Here is a 14,029-nt window from a genome sequence, read left to right as displayed (position 1 = left end):
AGTCAGTCTAGCGACAGTTCTTTCTCATCCCCCTCGGCCGAGAGCCGTATCGAATCACGTAGCTTAGACAGCTCGCATACTCCCAGGCACGAGCGGCTGGCCTATGGGGGAACCGCTTAATCTTTACAATCCTGCAGTTCCTGGCATAACGCTCTGCCGCGCACTGCCGGCGGCTCTTCTCCGCCCTCGCCTGCGGGGGTGCCACGCTGGTAATTCCGTATTTGTATACTCGCTGGCGACCGTGCCGGTCCGTGTAATTGATTTGGTATCCCCAACTACGCCCCCGCCAGTTTCGACCGTTTGGATGGGTAGATGCAGGCGTCGAGCTTTTGATCCTCGCTGGCGGCCGACCAGCGATCTTGATGATCCGCTTCTTTTGCGCCTGTTGGGCGGCTCTTCTCGCTGCGTGTCGTGCTGCGTATCGCAGTGCGACACGGACGCCGATTCCCACGGCGATCGGACACACTGGGCAGCGACCGTCGAGGTCGTTGCTGTTTACCGGGTCCTGATAGGCGTAGTCGTAGTCGTTAGCGGAGCCGCCCTGGACCGGGTCGACCGAAAGAAACCTCCCGATCGCGGGATCGTACAATCGGACACCCATCAAGATCACGTCACCGAGAGCGTCACCGGAACGTTGTTTGCCGCCGAGCCACCCGTATCTCTGGTCCGCCTGCCCGATGATTGGAGCACCAAATTCTTCGAAGTCAAACACCTCTGGTTCGGTCAGACCGGAGTCGATTGTCACAGCAATATCGCCGTGCAGGTTGGCTAGTTGCAGGTGCACTTCGCCTGCAGAGGTGGTAGCGGCGAGATCTCCGTCTGGGCCGGAAACGTTTCGGGTGATAGTACCGAGAGTGATGTCCTCAACGATCCACCGTGGCTCGTCCGAGTCATCGCCGTAATGGTTGCGGCTGGTAATAGCGTTGGCTACTGCTCCGCCTACCAGCGTCTCGGCGGTAAAAGTCCGGAACCGGTACTGCGGATCGAGTGTCCAGGATTGGCGGGCGTCGCCCTGCTGCTGCTGGACCAGGTCGTTTACGTGATACGTATTCGTGAGCCCGCTCGGCAGAGTGGTAATTCGACCGAAGGGCTGATGGTCGCCGCCCAGCTCGTCGAGCATGTCACCGGACAACGGCTCGATCAGGCCCTCAAGAGCGGCATCACCGGCCCGCTTGGCCTGACCGACACCGGGTTCACCCCGAAGAAGTGGCTCAGCAGCGCCGACCAGGCCCAGCGGCTGGTGGCCACGGACGCCCGCTCCTCCCGGGGATTGCTGCGCGGCATCGTGCACGACGATGTCGCCAACATCCTCGGCGGGATCGCCGGGCACGCCGGCATCTTCTCCACCGCGGCCGACCTCACCGTCATCGGGCAGCTGCTGCTCAACGGCGGCACCTACCGCGGCACCCGGATCCTCTCCGAGGCCGTCACGCAGCAGATGCTGACCAACGTCAACGCCGGTCTGCCGGCGGTCGACGCCGAACGCCCCAACCGGACCTCCGACCACGGGCTCGGCGTCGTGCTCAACCAGCCCTGGTTCATGGGCAGACTCACCACCAAGGGCACCTTCGGACACACCGGCTTCACCGGCACCTCGCTGCTCGTGCATCCCGGCCGCCGAATGGTGCTCGTGCTGCTCACCAACCGCGCCCACCCCAACTGGAGCTGGGCCAACCCCGACCCGGTCCGGGTCGCGGTCGCCAACCTCTGCGCCTGAGCGGCCCTGGCGCGTCCTGCTTCCCGGTACGCCCCACACCTGGCACGGCCCGCACAAAAGGACAAAGAGCCTCGCTTCGACCAGGAGTGCGGGACGCGCCGAGGTACCCACGCCACAAGGCACTCCCCGAACCTGGTCCGGACGTGTCACGATTCAGAGCACGGCGTGTTAGTGGCGCCCAGGGCTGGACGCGGGGCGCGCCGCGGCGCGATGAGGAGGATGGTCCGGTGTCAGCGGGTGGAGCCCGTCGGGGACGACGGGACAACGGGATCGACGCGAGCGAGTACGCCGTGGCAGGCGACGTCGACCCGCGCGTCGGCGAGCACCTGCTCGACGTGCTGGCGGCCGGCGGCATCGCCGCCTATCTGCAACCCTCGGCGGATCTGAATCCGGTCACCCGCACCACCACGGTGCCTTCTCGACCGGTCGACCGGCTCTACGTGGACCGCTCGCACCTGAGCACCGCCCGGGACTACCTGCACCAGCTGTCCGACGAGAATCCGCCCGGGGCCGCCCCCAGGGAACCGGACATCGACGCCGAGTGGGCCCAGATCGTCGCCGGGTTCCACAGCTCCCCCAGCACCGGGGCGAACCCCTGGCCGGCTGCGGAGGACGTGGATGATCCGCCGGCTCGCCCCGGCGGCACCGCCACGGCGACGCTGCCGAGCACGGAGGAGCCGGCCGGACCGACCACCACCACCCCGCTGCGCCGGTTGCCGTACGCCGGGGACATCTCCGGTGTCTCCGTGGGGCGTGGCCCCCGCGACGGGGACGGCCCCTCGCTGCTGGACGGCCTGGACACCTTCGGCGCGGACCTGCCGGACGACCCGGACGCCGACGAGCGCTACGTGCCGCCGCCTCCCCCACCCCTGCCCCGGGTCTCGAAGTACGCCGCCGCCGGGGTGCTGGCGGTGATGTTCGGGTTCGTGTTGTTCCTCTTCCCGGACCTGATCCCGGCCGACCGGGGGGTGGTCACCCTGCTCGGGTTCACCGGCATCCTCGCCGGTTTCGTCACCCTGGTGTGGCGGCTGCGCCCGGGCGACGAGGAACGCGATCCCGACGATGGGGCGGTCGTCTGAGCCGTCGCACAGCAGCCGCCCGGATACCGGGACGGAGGCCGCCTGCTCCGAGGCATGTAACAGTGGTGTAACTTACTGTCAGTAGGAATACCGTAGTACGTCACGTCACCCCCCTGACTGCCCCGGTTGTTCCTCCTCGTGGCGGTCACTCCCCTGCTGATCGGAATGCCCGAGATGCGACAGAGTTCCCTCGTGGTGGTAGCCAACCGCCTCCCCATCAACGACAACGTGGCGCTCGACGGCGCCTGCGAGTGGCGACGCAGTCCCGGTGGGCTGGTGAGCGCCCTGCACCCCCTGTTGAGACACACCCCGGCCACCTGGGTCGGCTGGGCCGGCGGGACCGGCCCCGCGCCCACCCTGCCGGACGTCGACGGGGTACGTATGCACACCGTCCCCCTGACCAGCGAAGACCTGCGCGACCACTACGAGGGCTTCGCCAACGCCACCCTCTGGCCGATCTACCACGACGCGGTGGAGCAGCCCGAGCATCACCGGCGCTGGTGGGACGCGTACCAGCGGGTCAACCAGCGCTTCGCCGAGGCGACCGCCCAGGTCGCCGAGGCCGGCGCGGTGGTCTGGGTGCAGGACTACCACCTGCAACTGGTGCCGGGGATGCTCCGTGCCCTGCGACCCGACCTGCGCATCGGCTTCTTCCTGCACGTGCCCTTCCCGCCCCCGGAGTTGTTCATGCAGTTGCCCCGTCGGGCGGAACTGCTGCGCGGGATGCTCGGCGCGGATCTGGTCGGTTTCCAGCGGGCCCAGGCGGCGCACAACTTCTCCCAACTGGTGACCAAGGTGCTGGGGCTGCCGGCCACCGACCGGCGGATCGCGGTCGAGGACCGGATGGTGCGCATCGGGGCCTTCCCGGTCTCCATCGACACCAACGAGATGGCGGCGCTGGCCGGGCGGCCGGAGGTGTCCGACCGGGCCGGTCGGCTGCGGCACGACCTGGGCAGCCCGGAGCAGGTGATCCTCAGTGTGGACCGGATGGACTACACCAAGGGCATCGAGCAGCGGCTCAAGGCGTACAGCGAACTGCTGGCGGACGGGCACGTCAAGGTCCGCGACACCGTCCTGGTGCAGGTGGCGGTGCCCAGCCGGGAAAGGGTCGGCCAGTACCAGATCCTCCGCGACCGGGTCGAGCGGGAGGTCGGCCGGATCAACGGCGAGTTCGGTCGGGTGGGTGAGCCCGCGATCCACTACCTGACCCAGCCGTTCGACCGGACCGAACTGGCCGCCCTCTACCGGGTGGCGGACGTGATGGCGGTGACTCCCCTGCGGGACGGGATGAACCTGGTCGCCAAGGAGTACGTGGCCGCCCGGGTGGATGACGGCGGTGCCCTGCTGCTCAGCGAGTTCGCCGGGGCCGCCGCCGAGTTGTCGCAGGCGTACCTGGTCAACCCGCACGACCTGGAGGGGCTCAAGCAGGGGTTGCTGGCGGCCCTGCGGGCCGAGCCGGCCGATGTCCGGGCCCGGATGCAGGCCATGCGCGCCCACCTGCGGGAACACGACATCCGGGCCTGGGCCCGGTCCTACCTGTCCGCCCTGGATCAGAGCGGATCGCTGCTGACCCGGCTCGGCGGCTGAGGGCGGCGGACGGAGGTCCGCCGCCCGTCAGGGCCGGTTGGGCTGCTTGAGCAGCCAGTCCAGGATGGCGTCGATCGGCTCCCGCCACCGGGCGTCCAGCATCAGGTCGTGTCCCATGCCCGGGAAGAGCAGGGGAGCCGAGCCGTACCGCCGGGCCGCGCGGGTCAGCGCCGCCGCCGGCACCACCCGGTCGTCCGGGCTGCCCAGGACCAGCACCGGCGGGCGGCCCACGGCCGGTTCCGGATCCCCGCCGGTGAGCAGTTGCCACTGGGCCCGCCGAGCGGCCCGACCCAGCCGGGCGGTGTGCCGCCGGGCCTCGGCCTCGGGCAGTTCCCGGCTGAACAGCTGGCTCCGGCTCAGCCGCAGCCCGCCACCGAACACCGCCGGCAGGGTGCCGACGGGGTTGTGCCGCAGCGCCGCACCCAGGTTCGCCCAGCCGCCGAGGACCGGGGCCACCAGCACCGCCGCCCGGGCCGGGTAGCGGGCCAGGGCGTGCGCCACCACCAGGGCCCCGGCGCCGTGCCCCACCAGCACCGCCTGGCGGGGCAGGCCCGCCGCCGCCTGAACCACATCGTGGGCGTACGCCCGCAGGTCGGCATCCGGTGCGGGGCCGCTGCCGCCGTGCCCGCGCAGGCTGACCGCGTAGGCCGGGAAACCCCGGGCGGCGGTGTGCCCCAGCCAGTGCTCGGCGTACGCCCAGGCGCCGTGCCCGAAGCCGGGTACGAACAGCAGCGGCGGATGCCCCTGCTCCAGTTCCGGGACCACGCTGAGCACCTCGCGTCGGACCGGGCGGACCGGACGCGCCCACTCCCAACCGCGCACCATCCGTGGCTGCCGGCTTAACTGCGTCACTTGCCCTCCAGGTCGCGCAGCGCACGCTCCAGGGCGCGCAGGTAGTCGACATGGCCGACCTCGAACCAGTGCCGGGTGGAGTCCTTGACCCGACCCGAGTAGCGTTCACCCGCCCCGGAGGTCACCCGGGCGGCGAAGGCGGCGGCGCGTTGCGGGCGGGTCATCCGGGCGTGCAGCAGGCGGGCGAAGAGCACGGCCTGCCAGTGCACCAGCGGGAAGAGACCGGAGTCCGGTTGGAGCAGGCCGGCGACCGCCAGGGTCGGATAGTTCGGGACGAAGGCGTTGAGCCACAGCCGGGGGCGGCCCACCCCCTCGTCGTCGCCGAGGATCTTCGCGTCGAGGAACTCGAAGCGCGGCAGGTAGCCGGTGGCGAAGATGACGAGTTCCGGGTCGATCTGTCGGCCGTCGGTCAACTCCACGGAGTGGGAGTGCAGCCGGGCGATGTCCGGCACGGGGGTGATCGCGCCGTGACCGACGTGGTAGACGAGTTGACTGTTGGCGATCGGGTGGGTCTCGTACACCCGGTGGTCCGGCTCGGGCAGGCCGAAGCGGGTCAGGTCGCCGACCGTCAGCCGCAGGGTGCGGTGGTAGAGCCACTGGCGTAGCCACAGCGGCACCCGCAGGGCCAGCAGGGTGTCGTTGACCTGGTCGGCCGGGCGACCGAAGACGTACTTGGGGGCGTACCAGTAGCCGCGCCGGGTGGAGTGCCAGCAGTGCGAGGCCTGCTGGGCGGCCTCCACGGCGATGTCGCAGCCGGTGTTGCCGGCCCCGACCACCAGCACCCGCTTGCCGCGCAACTGGGCCGGGTCCTGGTAGGAGGAGGCGTGCATGACCTCGCCCCGGAACTGCTCCAGCCCCTCGTAGCGGGGCAGCTTGGGGGACCAGTTGTGCCCGTTGGCGATCAGCACGGCGGCGTACCGGGAGGTGCGTTCGGGGCCGTAGCCGCCGGTGCTGCGGGTCGTGACGTCCCAACGGTCGTCCGCCACCGGTTCGATCCGCACCACCTCGGTGCCGAACCAGATGTGCCGACGCAGGTCGAAGTGGTCGGCATACCGCTCGAAATAGGACAGCAGCCGGCTGTGGTGCGGGTAGTCCGGCCAGTCGTCCGGCATCGGGAAGTCGGGGAACTGGGTGAAGGGCCGCGAGGAGATCAGGTGGGTGCTGGCGTACACCGGGCTGCGGTCGTGTCGCCAGTTCCAGGCGCCGCCGATGCCGGTCTCGCGTTCGTAGCAGTCCACCCCGAAGCCGTGCTCGGCGAGGTTCTTGATCGCGGTCAGGCCGCTGGCTCCGGCGCCGATGACACAGACGGTGTCACCCCGGTCGGCGACCGGGTGACCGTCGTGGCTGCGGGCTGGCGTGGTCGTCTCCGGATCGGGCCGGCCGTGCTCGGTGGGGGTGGGCACCGGGGATCTCCTTCGTCTCGGCACGCATGCCGGGTCGCGCGAAATCTTCTCCACATCCGCGCGGTATGTCCAGCCCGTCCGAGCGTCGCAGGTCAGCCGGTCGTCGGCAGGAGCAGATCGACGACGATCGGAAAATGGTCACTGGCCCGCCGGGTCAGGGGGGTGTCCAGCACGTCGTAGTCGACCACGGTGATCCGGGGGTCGACGAAGACCGCGTCGATGCGCCGCCGCGGGTTCGCGCAGGAGTAGGTGAGCCGGTCGGCCCGGTCTGCGGCGATCGCGGCGTCGGTCAGCCCGTCCGCCAGGACGCACCAGGCCGACCCGTCCGGTTCGTCGTTGAGGTCGGCCGCCGCGATCACCGGCCACGGCGCGGCCTGCACCTCCTTCTTGAACAGTCTCGCCTGCTCCGGCCGCTCCACCGGGTCGGTGGCCAGGTGCGACCCGGCCACCGTGAACCGGGCGCCGCCGCCGACCAGACAGTCGGCGTACGCGGCACCCCGCATGTGTCGGCCTGGGGTCAGCGGGAACCGCTGGTGACGCACCCCGGTCACCCGTACCCGCAGGTTGACCAGCAGCAGGTTGCCCAGCGAGGGCAGTCCACCGGCGGCGACCACCAGACCCAGGGAGGCGGCCAGGGAGGCCGACTTGGACCGCCACCCGAAGCGGCGGGGGCCCTCCTGGACGATCAGCACATCCGGTGCCAGTTGGCGGACGACCGTGGCCAGGGCGGTGGTGTCGTCGCGTTGGCCGTGCACGTTGTAGGACACGACGCGCAGCGGCACCCCGGGGGCGGAGTCGGCCATGTCAGATCCGCCGGGCCAGGTCGGCCGCGCCGATGACTCCGGCGGCGTTGCCCAGCTCGGCCGGGCGGATCTCGGCCACCGGCAGCCGGCTGCGCTGGGCCAGCGACTCGGTGTAGGACCGCCGGGTCGGGCCCATCAGCAGGTCACCGGCCTCGATGACGCCACCGCCGATGACGAGCACCTGGGGGTCGAGCATCTGGGCCATGTCCGCCAGGCTGGTGCCGAGCCAGCGCCCGACCTGGGCGAAGGCCTCCGTGGCGACCGGGTCACCGGCCTTGGCCGCGGCGGTCACCATCGGGCCGGTGATCGCCTCGGCCTCGCCGGCCGCCAGTTCCAGCAGCGCGGTCGCCCGCTGCGGTTCCTGTCGGGCCGCGGCCCGGGCGAAGCGGACCAGGGCGCTGCCGCTGGCGTACTGCTCGATGCAGCCGAGCCGACCGCAGCCGCACTGGTGCCCGTCCGGGACGGCGAGCATGTGGCCCAGTTCGGCGGCGATGCCGTTGGCGCCACGAACCAGGCCACCGCCGAGTACGATGCCGCCGCCGACCCCGGTGCCGATGGTGAACATGACCATCGAGTCCTCGGCCTGCCGGGCCGCGCCGTAGCGGAACTCCGCCCAGGCGGCCACGTTGCCGTCGTTCTCCACGATCACCGGCAACCCGACGGCCGCGCTGACGTACGCCCGCAACGGCTCGTCCCGCCAGGCCAGGTTGGGGGCGAACAGCACGGTGGAGCGGCTGGCGTCGATCCACCCGGCCGCCCCGATGCCGACCGCCTGGATGTCGTGCCCGGTGGCCAGTTCGGCGACCAGTTCGATGATGACGTCGCGGGTCTTGCCCACGTCGTCGGCGGGGGTGTCCCGTCGGGTCTGCACCAGCACCGTGCCGGTGTCGTCGACGACACCGCCGGCCACCTTCGTGCCACCCACGTCGACTCCGATGGTCAGCGTCACCGCTGCCACTCCCCTCTGCTGTGCCCCGCGCACACCTGCTCTGGGCCGGTGGTGCGGGTGGTCCCTGAAGTCAGGCGTCGTCGCCTGGTGCGCCCTGCTGCTCGGCGCCGGTGGGCACCGCGGCGTCCGAGGACACGACCCGGCCGTCGCCGTCCGGGGTCCGTGAGGTGGGCACCACCGGGCGGCCGACCTCCGGCGTCGGGCCTGCGGCGTCCGCGACCGGCCCGGCGGCGTCGACGGGCGGGACGGCCGGGACGGCGCCCTCCTCCGCCCGGGTAGCGGCGGTCCAGACGTCCCGATCCGGTGCCGGCTGAGAATCATGCCCGGTACGGGTCGCCTCGCGCCACACGTGGTCACCATCGGCGCCGGTGCCCGGTTCGTGATAGGGGTCCTCGGGGGTCTCGGTGGGGGCGAAGGCCCGCAGGAAGCTGGCCAGGCCGGCGGCCAGGTCACCGGCACCGGTGGCCAACCGCTCCGCGAATTCCGGACTCGGATCACGCAACGCGGCGATTCCTCGGCAGACGGGGCAGACACAGCATTCCGCCGTACCGGTGGCGAAACCCGCCCCGGTGGCCTGGTCGGAGGAGTCCGACGGGCCGTTGTGACCGAGGACACTGGTCACCATCCCGCCCAGGGCGCCCAGGGGTCCCCCACCGGGGCTGGCGGCGGCCAACCGCGCGCTGGCCAGCAGAGTGGCGACCAGCCGCTCCGCCTCCTGCCGGGCCGAACCCGGATCCGTTGCACCCATCGTGGGCTCCTCTGCCGTGAGCGACCGCGCCGCCGGACGCCTCAGTGCGCCGAGCCAGATGCTTCTACCCGGCGCTTGAGCTGCTTCAACGCGGCATCCATGATCATTTTCTCGGCCTTGCGCCGAAACATCCCCAGCATCCCGACCGCGAGTTCCACCTCCAGGGTGTAGGTCACGGTGGTGCTGCCGTCGGCGTTGCCGACCAGGTCGTACGAGCCGCGCTGGAGCTTCTGCATCTTCGACGGCGCCACCAGGTGCCACTCGATGCGGGACAGGTCCTCGGCGTAGGCGTACTCCAGCACGTACTCGTCGGCCATCACCCCGGCGTCTAGGACGAAGCGGACCTGGCTGGCGTAACCGTCCTCGTACTCCTCGATGACCTCCGCCTGCCGTACCGCGTCGGTCCAGCGGGGATAGCTCGGGAAGTCGCAGATGACCGCCGCCACCTGATCCGGTGACGCGCCGATGATGATCGACTGGGTGGAGGAGTCCGCCATGGGGGGAGGCTACCGCCCCGACCGGGCGGTCGCGCCGCGCCGCCCCACCTGCGATGTGCCGGCCGAGGGTGGGCCAGGTAGGTTTCGGAATGAGCAGACCCGCCGGTGGCGCCCCCGACCGGCCAGTGCAAGCACGAGGGAGTGCAGGTGCGCGAGTTCTCCGTCCCGCCGATCGTCACCGTCGGCGATTCGGCCAACCTCACCGATCCCGTCTGGGACAACGCCGAGGTGGCGCCGGACGCGGTGCAGTTCCTCCGCCGTGACTCCAACGGGGCCCTGGTGGAGGTCACCTGCCGCCAGTTCCGCGACGAGGTGATCGCGGTCGCCCGCGGCCTGGTCGCCACCGGCGTCAAGCCCGGCGACCGGGTGGCGCTGATGAGCCGCACCCGCTACGAGTGGACCCTCGTCGACTACGCCATCTGGGCCGCCGGCGCGGTGACCGTGCCGGTCTACGAGACCTCCAGCGCCGAACAGGCCGCCTGGATCCTGGCCGACTCCGGCGCGGTGGCCGCCGTGGTGGAGACCACCGCCCACGCCACCCTGCTGGCCGGGGTCCGGGACCGGACCCCGGAGCTGGCCAACACCTGGCAGATCGACCTCGGCGGGGTCGACGACCTGATCAGGGCGGGCGCGACGGTGGAACCCGCCGAGATCGACCGACGGCGGGCCGAACTGCGCTCCTCCGCCTTGGCCACGATCATCTACACCAGCGGCACCACCGGTCGGCCCAAGGGCTGCGTGCTGACCCACCGCAACATGTACACCGACATCGCCAACGCGGTGCCGGTGCTGCCGAACCTGTTCGGCCCGAACGCCTCCACCCTGCTCTTCCTGCCGTTGGCGCACGCCTTCGCCCGGCTCATCCAGATCGGTGTGGTGCAGGCCCGGGCCACCATGGCGCACTGCCCGGACGCCAAGAACCTGGTCGCTGATCTCCAGGAGATCAAGCCGACCTTCGTGCTCTCCGTGCCCCGGGTCTTCGAGAAGGTCTACAACGGCGCCAAGCAGAAGGCCGAGGCCGCCGGCAAGGGCAAGATCTTCGCGCGGGCCGAGGCGGTCGCCATCGCCTACAGCGAGGCGCTGGAGACCTCGGCCGGGCCCGGCCTGGCGCTGCGGGTCCAGCACGCCCTCTTCGACAAGCTGGTCTACGGCAAGCTGCGGGCCGCCCTCGGCGGGCGCTGCCGCGACGCGATGTCCGGTGGGGCCCCGCTCGGTGCCCGGCTAGGGCACTTCTTCCGGGGTGTCGGAGTGACCGTCTACGAGGGGTACGGGCTCACCGAGACCTCCCCGGCCGCCTCGGCGAACCTGCCGGGCTTCACCCGCATCGGTACGGTCGGTCGGCCGCTGCCCGGGGTGACCATCCGGATCGCCGACGACGGCGAGGTCCTCATCGCCGGTGACATCGTCTTCCAGGGGTACTGGCGCAACCAGGAGGCCACCGCCGAGGCGATCAGCTCCGACGGCTGGTTCGCCACCGGCGACCTCGGTCAGCTCGACGGCGACGGCTTCCTGACCATCACCGGCCGGAAGAAGGAGATCATCGTGACGGCCGGCGGCAAGAACGTCGCCCCGGCCATGCTGGAGGACCAGGTGCGGGCGCACCAACTGGTCAGCCAGTGCGTCGTGGTGGGCGACCGGCAGCCGTTCATCGCCGCCCTGATCACCCTGGACGAGGAGGCGCTACCGGCCTGGTTGGCCTCGGTCGGCCTGCCCGCCGACACCAGCGCCGAGAAGCTGCGCGAGCACGAGGGGCTGCGCGCGGAGATCCAGGGCGCGGTGGACCTGGCCAACCAGTCCGTCTCCAAGGCCGAGGCGATCAAGGTGTTCCGGATCCTGCCCCAGGACTTCACCGAGGCCACCGGCGAGCTGACCCCCTCGCTGAAGGTGAAGCGTCAGGTCGTACACAAGACGTACGCGGCGGAAATCGCGGACATCTACCGCGGCTGACTACGATCCGTCACGTGTCCGCCTCGACAACCGCCCTGGCCCGTTCCCATCCGCTCGCCTCGGCGACCCGGGTGGTCGTGCTCGCACTGGTCGCCGTCCTGACCCTGCTGGCCACCCGTGACCTGACCCAGCTCTGGTGGATCGTGCTGCTGGCGGTCGCCGGCATGCCGGCCTCGCTGGCCCCCGAGCACTGGCTGATCGGGCCGATCAGCCGGACGGCGGAGGTGGTGGTGCTGGGCCTGGCGGCGAGCCAGGTGGCGGCGGTGGCCACCATCGGGGGGCACATCGACGGGCTGGGGGCCTCCGCGGTGCTGCCGTACCTGGCGGTGCCGGTGACGGTCACCGCGTTGCGGCGCCGCTTCCGCGAGGGGGCCCTGCTGATCGCCACCCTGGCGGGCACCCTGCTGATCACCGGCGGGCTGACCCTGGTCGGCGGGGTCCGGCAGCTGACCCAGACCGGTTACCTCGTGGTCTGCGCCCAGTGGCTGATCCTGGCCGTGCTCGGCCTCTACGCGGCACAGACCCTGCACCGGGTGATGCAGCTGCGACACGACGCCAAACCCCAGCCGTACGCCGAGGCGACCCGGCTGCTGACCCAGCTGCGTACGGTCGCCCGCCAACTGCCCGGCGCGACCCTGGACCCCGGGGGGATATCCGAGCACCTCCTCGAGGAGCTGCGCACGGTGGCCCGTACCGACCGGGGGGCAGTGCTGTCCGCCAGCGGCGGGGGGCGGCTGGTGGTGCTGGCCCAGATCGGCGCGGACCGGGTCGACTGGGAGACCACCCTGGACGCGGACTCCGCCATCGCCGACGCCTGGGCCAGTCAGCAGCCGCAGACCGCGGCCCGGTCCCAGTCCCGGTCCCACCGGGGCGGGGAGGTCTCCGCGCTGATCGTGCCGCTGGTCGCCGGGGTCCGTACGGTCGGTCTGGTGGTGTTGGAGGCCGACGCCGGCCACGCCTACCCGCCCTCGGTGACCGCCGAGGTGACCGGGCTGACCGGCCCGGCGGCGCTGCGCCTGGAAGCCGCCCTGCTCTTCGACGAGGTGCGGTCGCTGGCCACCAACGAGGAGCGGCAGCGCCTGGCCCGGGAGATCCACGACGGGGTGGCCCAGGAGCTGGTGATGGTCGGCTACGGCATCGACAACGCCCTGGCCACCGTGCACGAGGACACCGAGGAGACCGCCGAGAGCCTGCGCACCCTGCGGCAGGAGGTCACCCGGGTCATCACCGAGCTGCGGTTGAGCCTGTTCGAGCTGCGCAGTGAGGTGGACCGGCACGGGGGCCTGGCCGCCGCCATCGCCGAGTACGCCCGCACGGTCGGCGCCTCCGGCGGGCTGCGGGTGCACCTGTCCCTCGACGAGTCCACCGCCCGGCTGCCCGCCGCCACCGAGGCCGAGTTGCTGCGCATCGCCCAGGAGGCGGTGACCAACGCCCGCAAGCACGCCGGTGCCGCCAACCTCTGGGTCACCTGCGAGGTGGACCCCCCGTACGCCCAGATCGAAGTGTCGGATGACGGTCACGGCATAGGTGACCAACGTTCCGACGGGCACTATGGGCTTGCGATCATGGCCGAGAGAGCGGAACGTATCCGGGGCCGGTTGGAGATTCGACCACGTCAGCCCAGCGGGACGACCGTGGCGGTGGTGGTCGGCTCGTCGCCCCGGCGCGATAACCTTCGCGGTAGCGCCGCCGCAGCAGAAGGGGAGTAACCCGAGGATGACCACAAGTCCGACACCGGCTACCCGTACCAAGGTCCTCCTTGTCGACGACCACGACTTGATCCGGAAAGGCCTGCGGCACGCCTTCGAGCGCGACCGGCAGTTCGAGGTCGTGGGTGAGGCTGCGACCGCGGCGGAGGGGGTACGGCAGGCCGGCGCGTTGCAGCCGGATGTGGTGATCATGGACCTGCGGCTGCCCGACGGCAGCGGCCTGGAGGCCACCCGGGCGCTGCGCAAGTCCAGCGCCTCGATGGGCATCGTCGTGCTCACCATGTACGCCGGCGACGACCAGCTCTTCGGCGCCCTGGAGGCCGGGGCCAGCGCCTTCGTGCCGAAGACCGCGCCGGCCGACGAGGTGGTCGCCGCCGCCCGGCACGCCGCCTCCTCCCCCAGCGCCTTCACCGCCGCCGACCTGGCCGAGGCGATGAAGCGTCGACTGGCCCCCTCCGGCCCGCAGCTGTCGCCGCGCGAGGGTCAGGTGCTGCGGCTGCTGGCCGACGGCATGAGCGTCGCCGGCATCGCCAAGCAGTTGTTCGTCAGCGAGTCGACCGCCAAGACCCACATCTCCAAGCTCTACGAGAAGCTCGGCGCGGCCAACCGGGCCCAGGCCCTGATGACCGCCCTGCGGCTCGGTCTGCTGGAGGCCCCGGACGCGCCCAAGTTCTAGGTAACCCAGAGTGCACGGATGATCCGTGTCCGCCACCGTGCGGGCACGGATCATCTGTATCG

The 14,029-nt window shown here is 71.1% G+C and carries 13 protein-coding genes; 6 read left to right on the top strand and 7 right to left on the bottom strand.

Annotated features, from left to right (window positions below):
* Positions 1–7: 7 nt before the first annotated feature.
* Entirely contained in the window at positions 8–1,120 is a 1,113-nt protein-coding gene (locus OIE53_RS01760; protein ID WP_327024790.1) for an RHS repeat-associated core domain-containing protein, read from the bottom strand.
* Between OIE53_RS01760 and OIE53_RS01755 the strand changes: the two genes are divergently transcribed.
* The 3 genes from OIE53_RS01755 to OIE53_RS01745 all read left to right on the top strand — a co-directional run bounded on the left by OIE53_RS01755 (position 1,094) and on the right by OIE53_RS01745 (position 4,383).
* Positions 1,094–1,717: a serine hydrolase domain-containing protein gene (locus OIE53_RS01755; protein WP_327024789.1), complete on the top strand. Its 624-nt coding sequence runs from the start codon at positions 1,094–1,096 to the stop codon at positions 1,715–1,717. The two genes, OIE53_RS01760 and OIE53_RS01755, sit on opposite strands and share 27 nt — an antisense overlap.
* Positions 1,718–1,944: 227 nt before the next feature.
* The gene (locus OIE53_RS01750) at positions 1,945–2,796 is read left to right on the top strand and encodes a DUF308 domain-containing protein (protein WP_327024788.1); all 852 of its coding nucleotides are present in this window, start codon (positions 1,945–1,947) and stop codon (positions 2,794–2,796) included.
* A gap of 174 nt (positions 2,797–2,970) precedes the next feature.
* Positions 2,971–4,383, top strand: coding sequence for an alpha,alpha-trehalose-phosphate synthase (UDP-forming) (locus OIE53_RS01745; protein WP_327024787.1), 1,413 nt, complete (start codon positions 2,971–2,973; stop codon positions 4,381–4,383).
* Between the two features lie 27 nt (positions 4,384–4,410).
* Here the strand turns inward: OIE53_RS01745 and OIE53_RS01740 are convergent, their stop codons facing one another.
* The 6 genes from OIE53_RS01740 to OIE53_RS01715 form a co-directional block, all read right to left on the bottom strand.
* Complete coding sequence (locus OIE53_RS01740) at positions 4,411–5,208, bottom strand: alpha/beta hydrolase (RefSeq protein WP_327027029.1); 798 nt, start codon at positions 5,206–5,208, stop codon at positions 4,411–4,413.
* Positions 5,209–5,231: 23 nt separating this feature from the next.
* Positions 5,232–6,638: a flavin-containing monooxygenase gene (locus OIE53_RS01735; protein WP_327024786.1), complete on the bottom strand. Its 1,407-nt coding sequence runs from the start codon at positions 6,636–6,638 to the stop codon at positions 5,232–5,234.
* A 92-nt stretch (positions 6,639–6,730) separates the two neighbouring features.
* Positions 6,731–7,441, bottom strand: coding sequence for an endonuclease/exonuclease/phosphatase family protein (locus OIE53_RS01730; RefSeq protein WP_327024785.1), 711 nt, complete (start codon positions 7,439–7,441; stop codon positions 6,731–6,733).
* A gap of 1 nt (position 7,442) precedes the next feature.
* Positions 7,443–8,399 carry an ROK family glucokinase gene (locus tag OIE53_RS01725; protein ID WP_327024784.1) on the bottom strand — a complete coding sequence of 319 codons (957 nt, stop codon included), beginning with the start codon at positions 8,397–8,399 and terminating at the stop codon, positions 7,443–7,445.
* Between the two features lie 61 nt (positions 8,400–8,460).
* Positions 8,461–9,138 (bottom strand): hypothetical protein, encoded by a 678-nt coding sequence (locus OIE53_RS01720; protein ID WP_327024783.1) that lies wholly within the window; start codon positions 9,136–9,138, stop codon positions 8,461–8,463.
* Between the two features lie 41 nt (positions 9,139–9,179).
* Complete coding sequence (locus tag OIE53_RS01715; RefSeq protein ID WP_327024782.1) at positions 9,180–9,635, bottom strand: SRPBCC family protein; 456 nt, start codon at positions 9,633–9,635, stop codon at positions 9,180–9,182.
* Between the two features lie 147 nt (positions 9,636–9,782).
* On the opposite strand from OIE53_RS01715, the gene OIE53_RS01710 reads away from it, so the two are divergent.
* From OIE53_RS01710 to OIE53_RS01700, 3 genes are read left to right on the top strand one after another with little or no spacing between them, the layout of a single operon-like run.
* Positions 9,783–11,582: an AMP-dependent synthetase/ligase gene (locus tag OIE53_RS01710; protein WP_327024781.1), complete on the top strand. Its 1,800-nt coding sequence runs from the start codon at positions 9,783–9,785 to the stop codon at positions 11,580–11,582.
* Between the two features lie 14 nt (positions 11,583–11,596).
* Positions 11,597–13,291 (top strand): GAF domain-containing sensor histidine kinase, encoded by a 1,695-nt coding sequence (locus OIE53_RS01705; RefSeq protein ID WP_327024780.1) that lies wholly within the window; start codon positions 11,597–11,599, stop codon positions 13,289–13,291.
* Between the two features lie 7 nt (positions 13,292–13,298).
* A complete protein-coding gene (locus OIE53_RS01700) occupies positions 13,299–13,967 on the top strand; it encodes a response regulator transcription factor (protein ID WP_007072219.1) in 669 nt (222 codons plus the stop codon).
* Positions 13,968–14,029: the final 62 nt, after the last annotated feature.

Source organism: Micromonospora sp. NBC_01739, from assembly GCF_035920385.1.
In the GTDB taxonomy this organism is placed as follows: domain Bacteria; phylum Actinomycetota; class Actinomycetes; order Mycobacteriales; family Micromonosporaceae; genus Micromonospora.
Note: the sequence above shows the minus strand (reverse complement) of the source record. Positions and strands in the feature narration are given on the sequence as shown.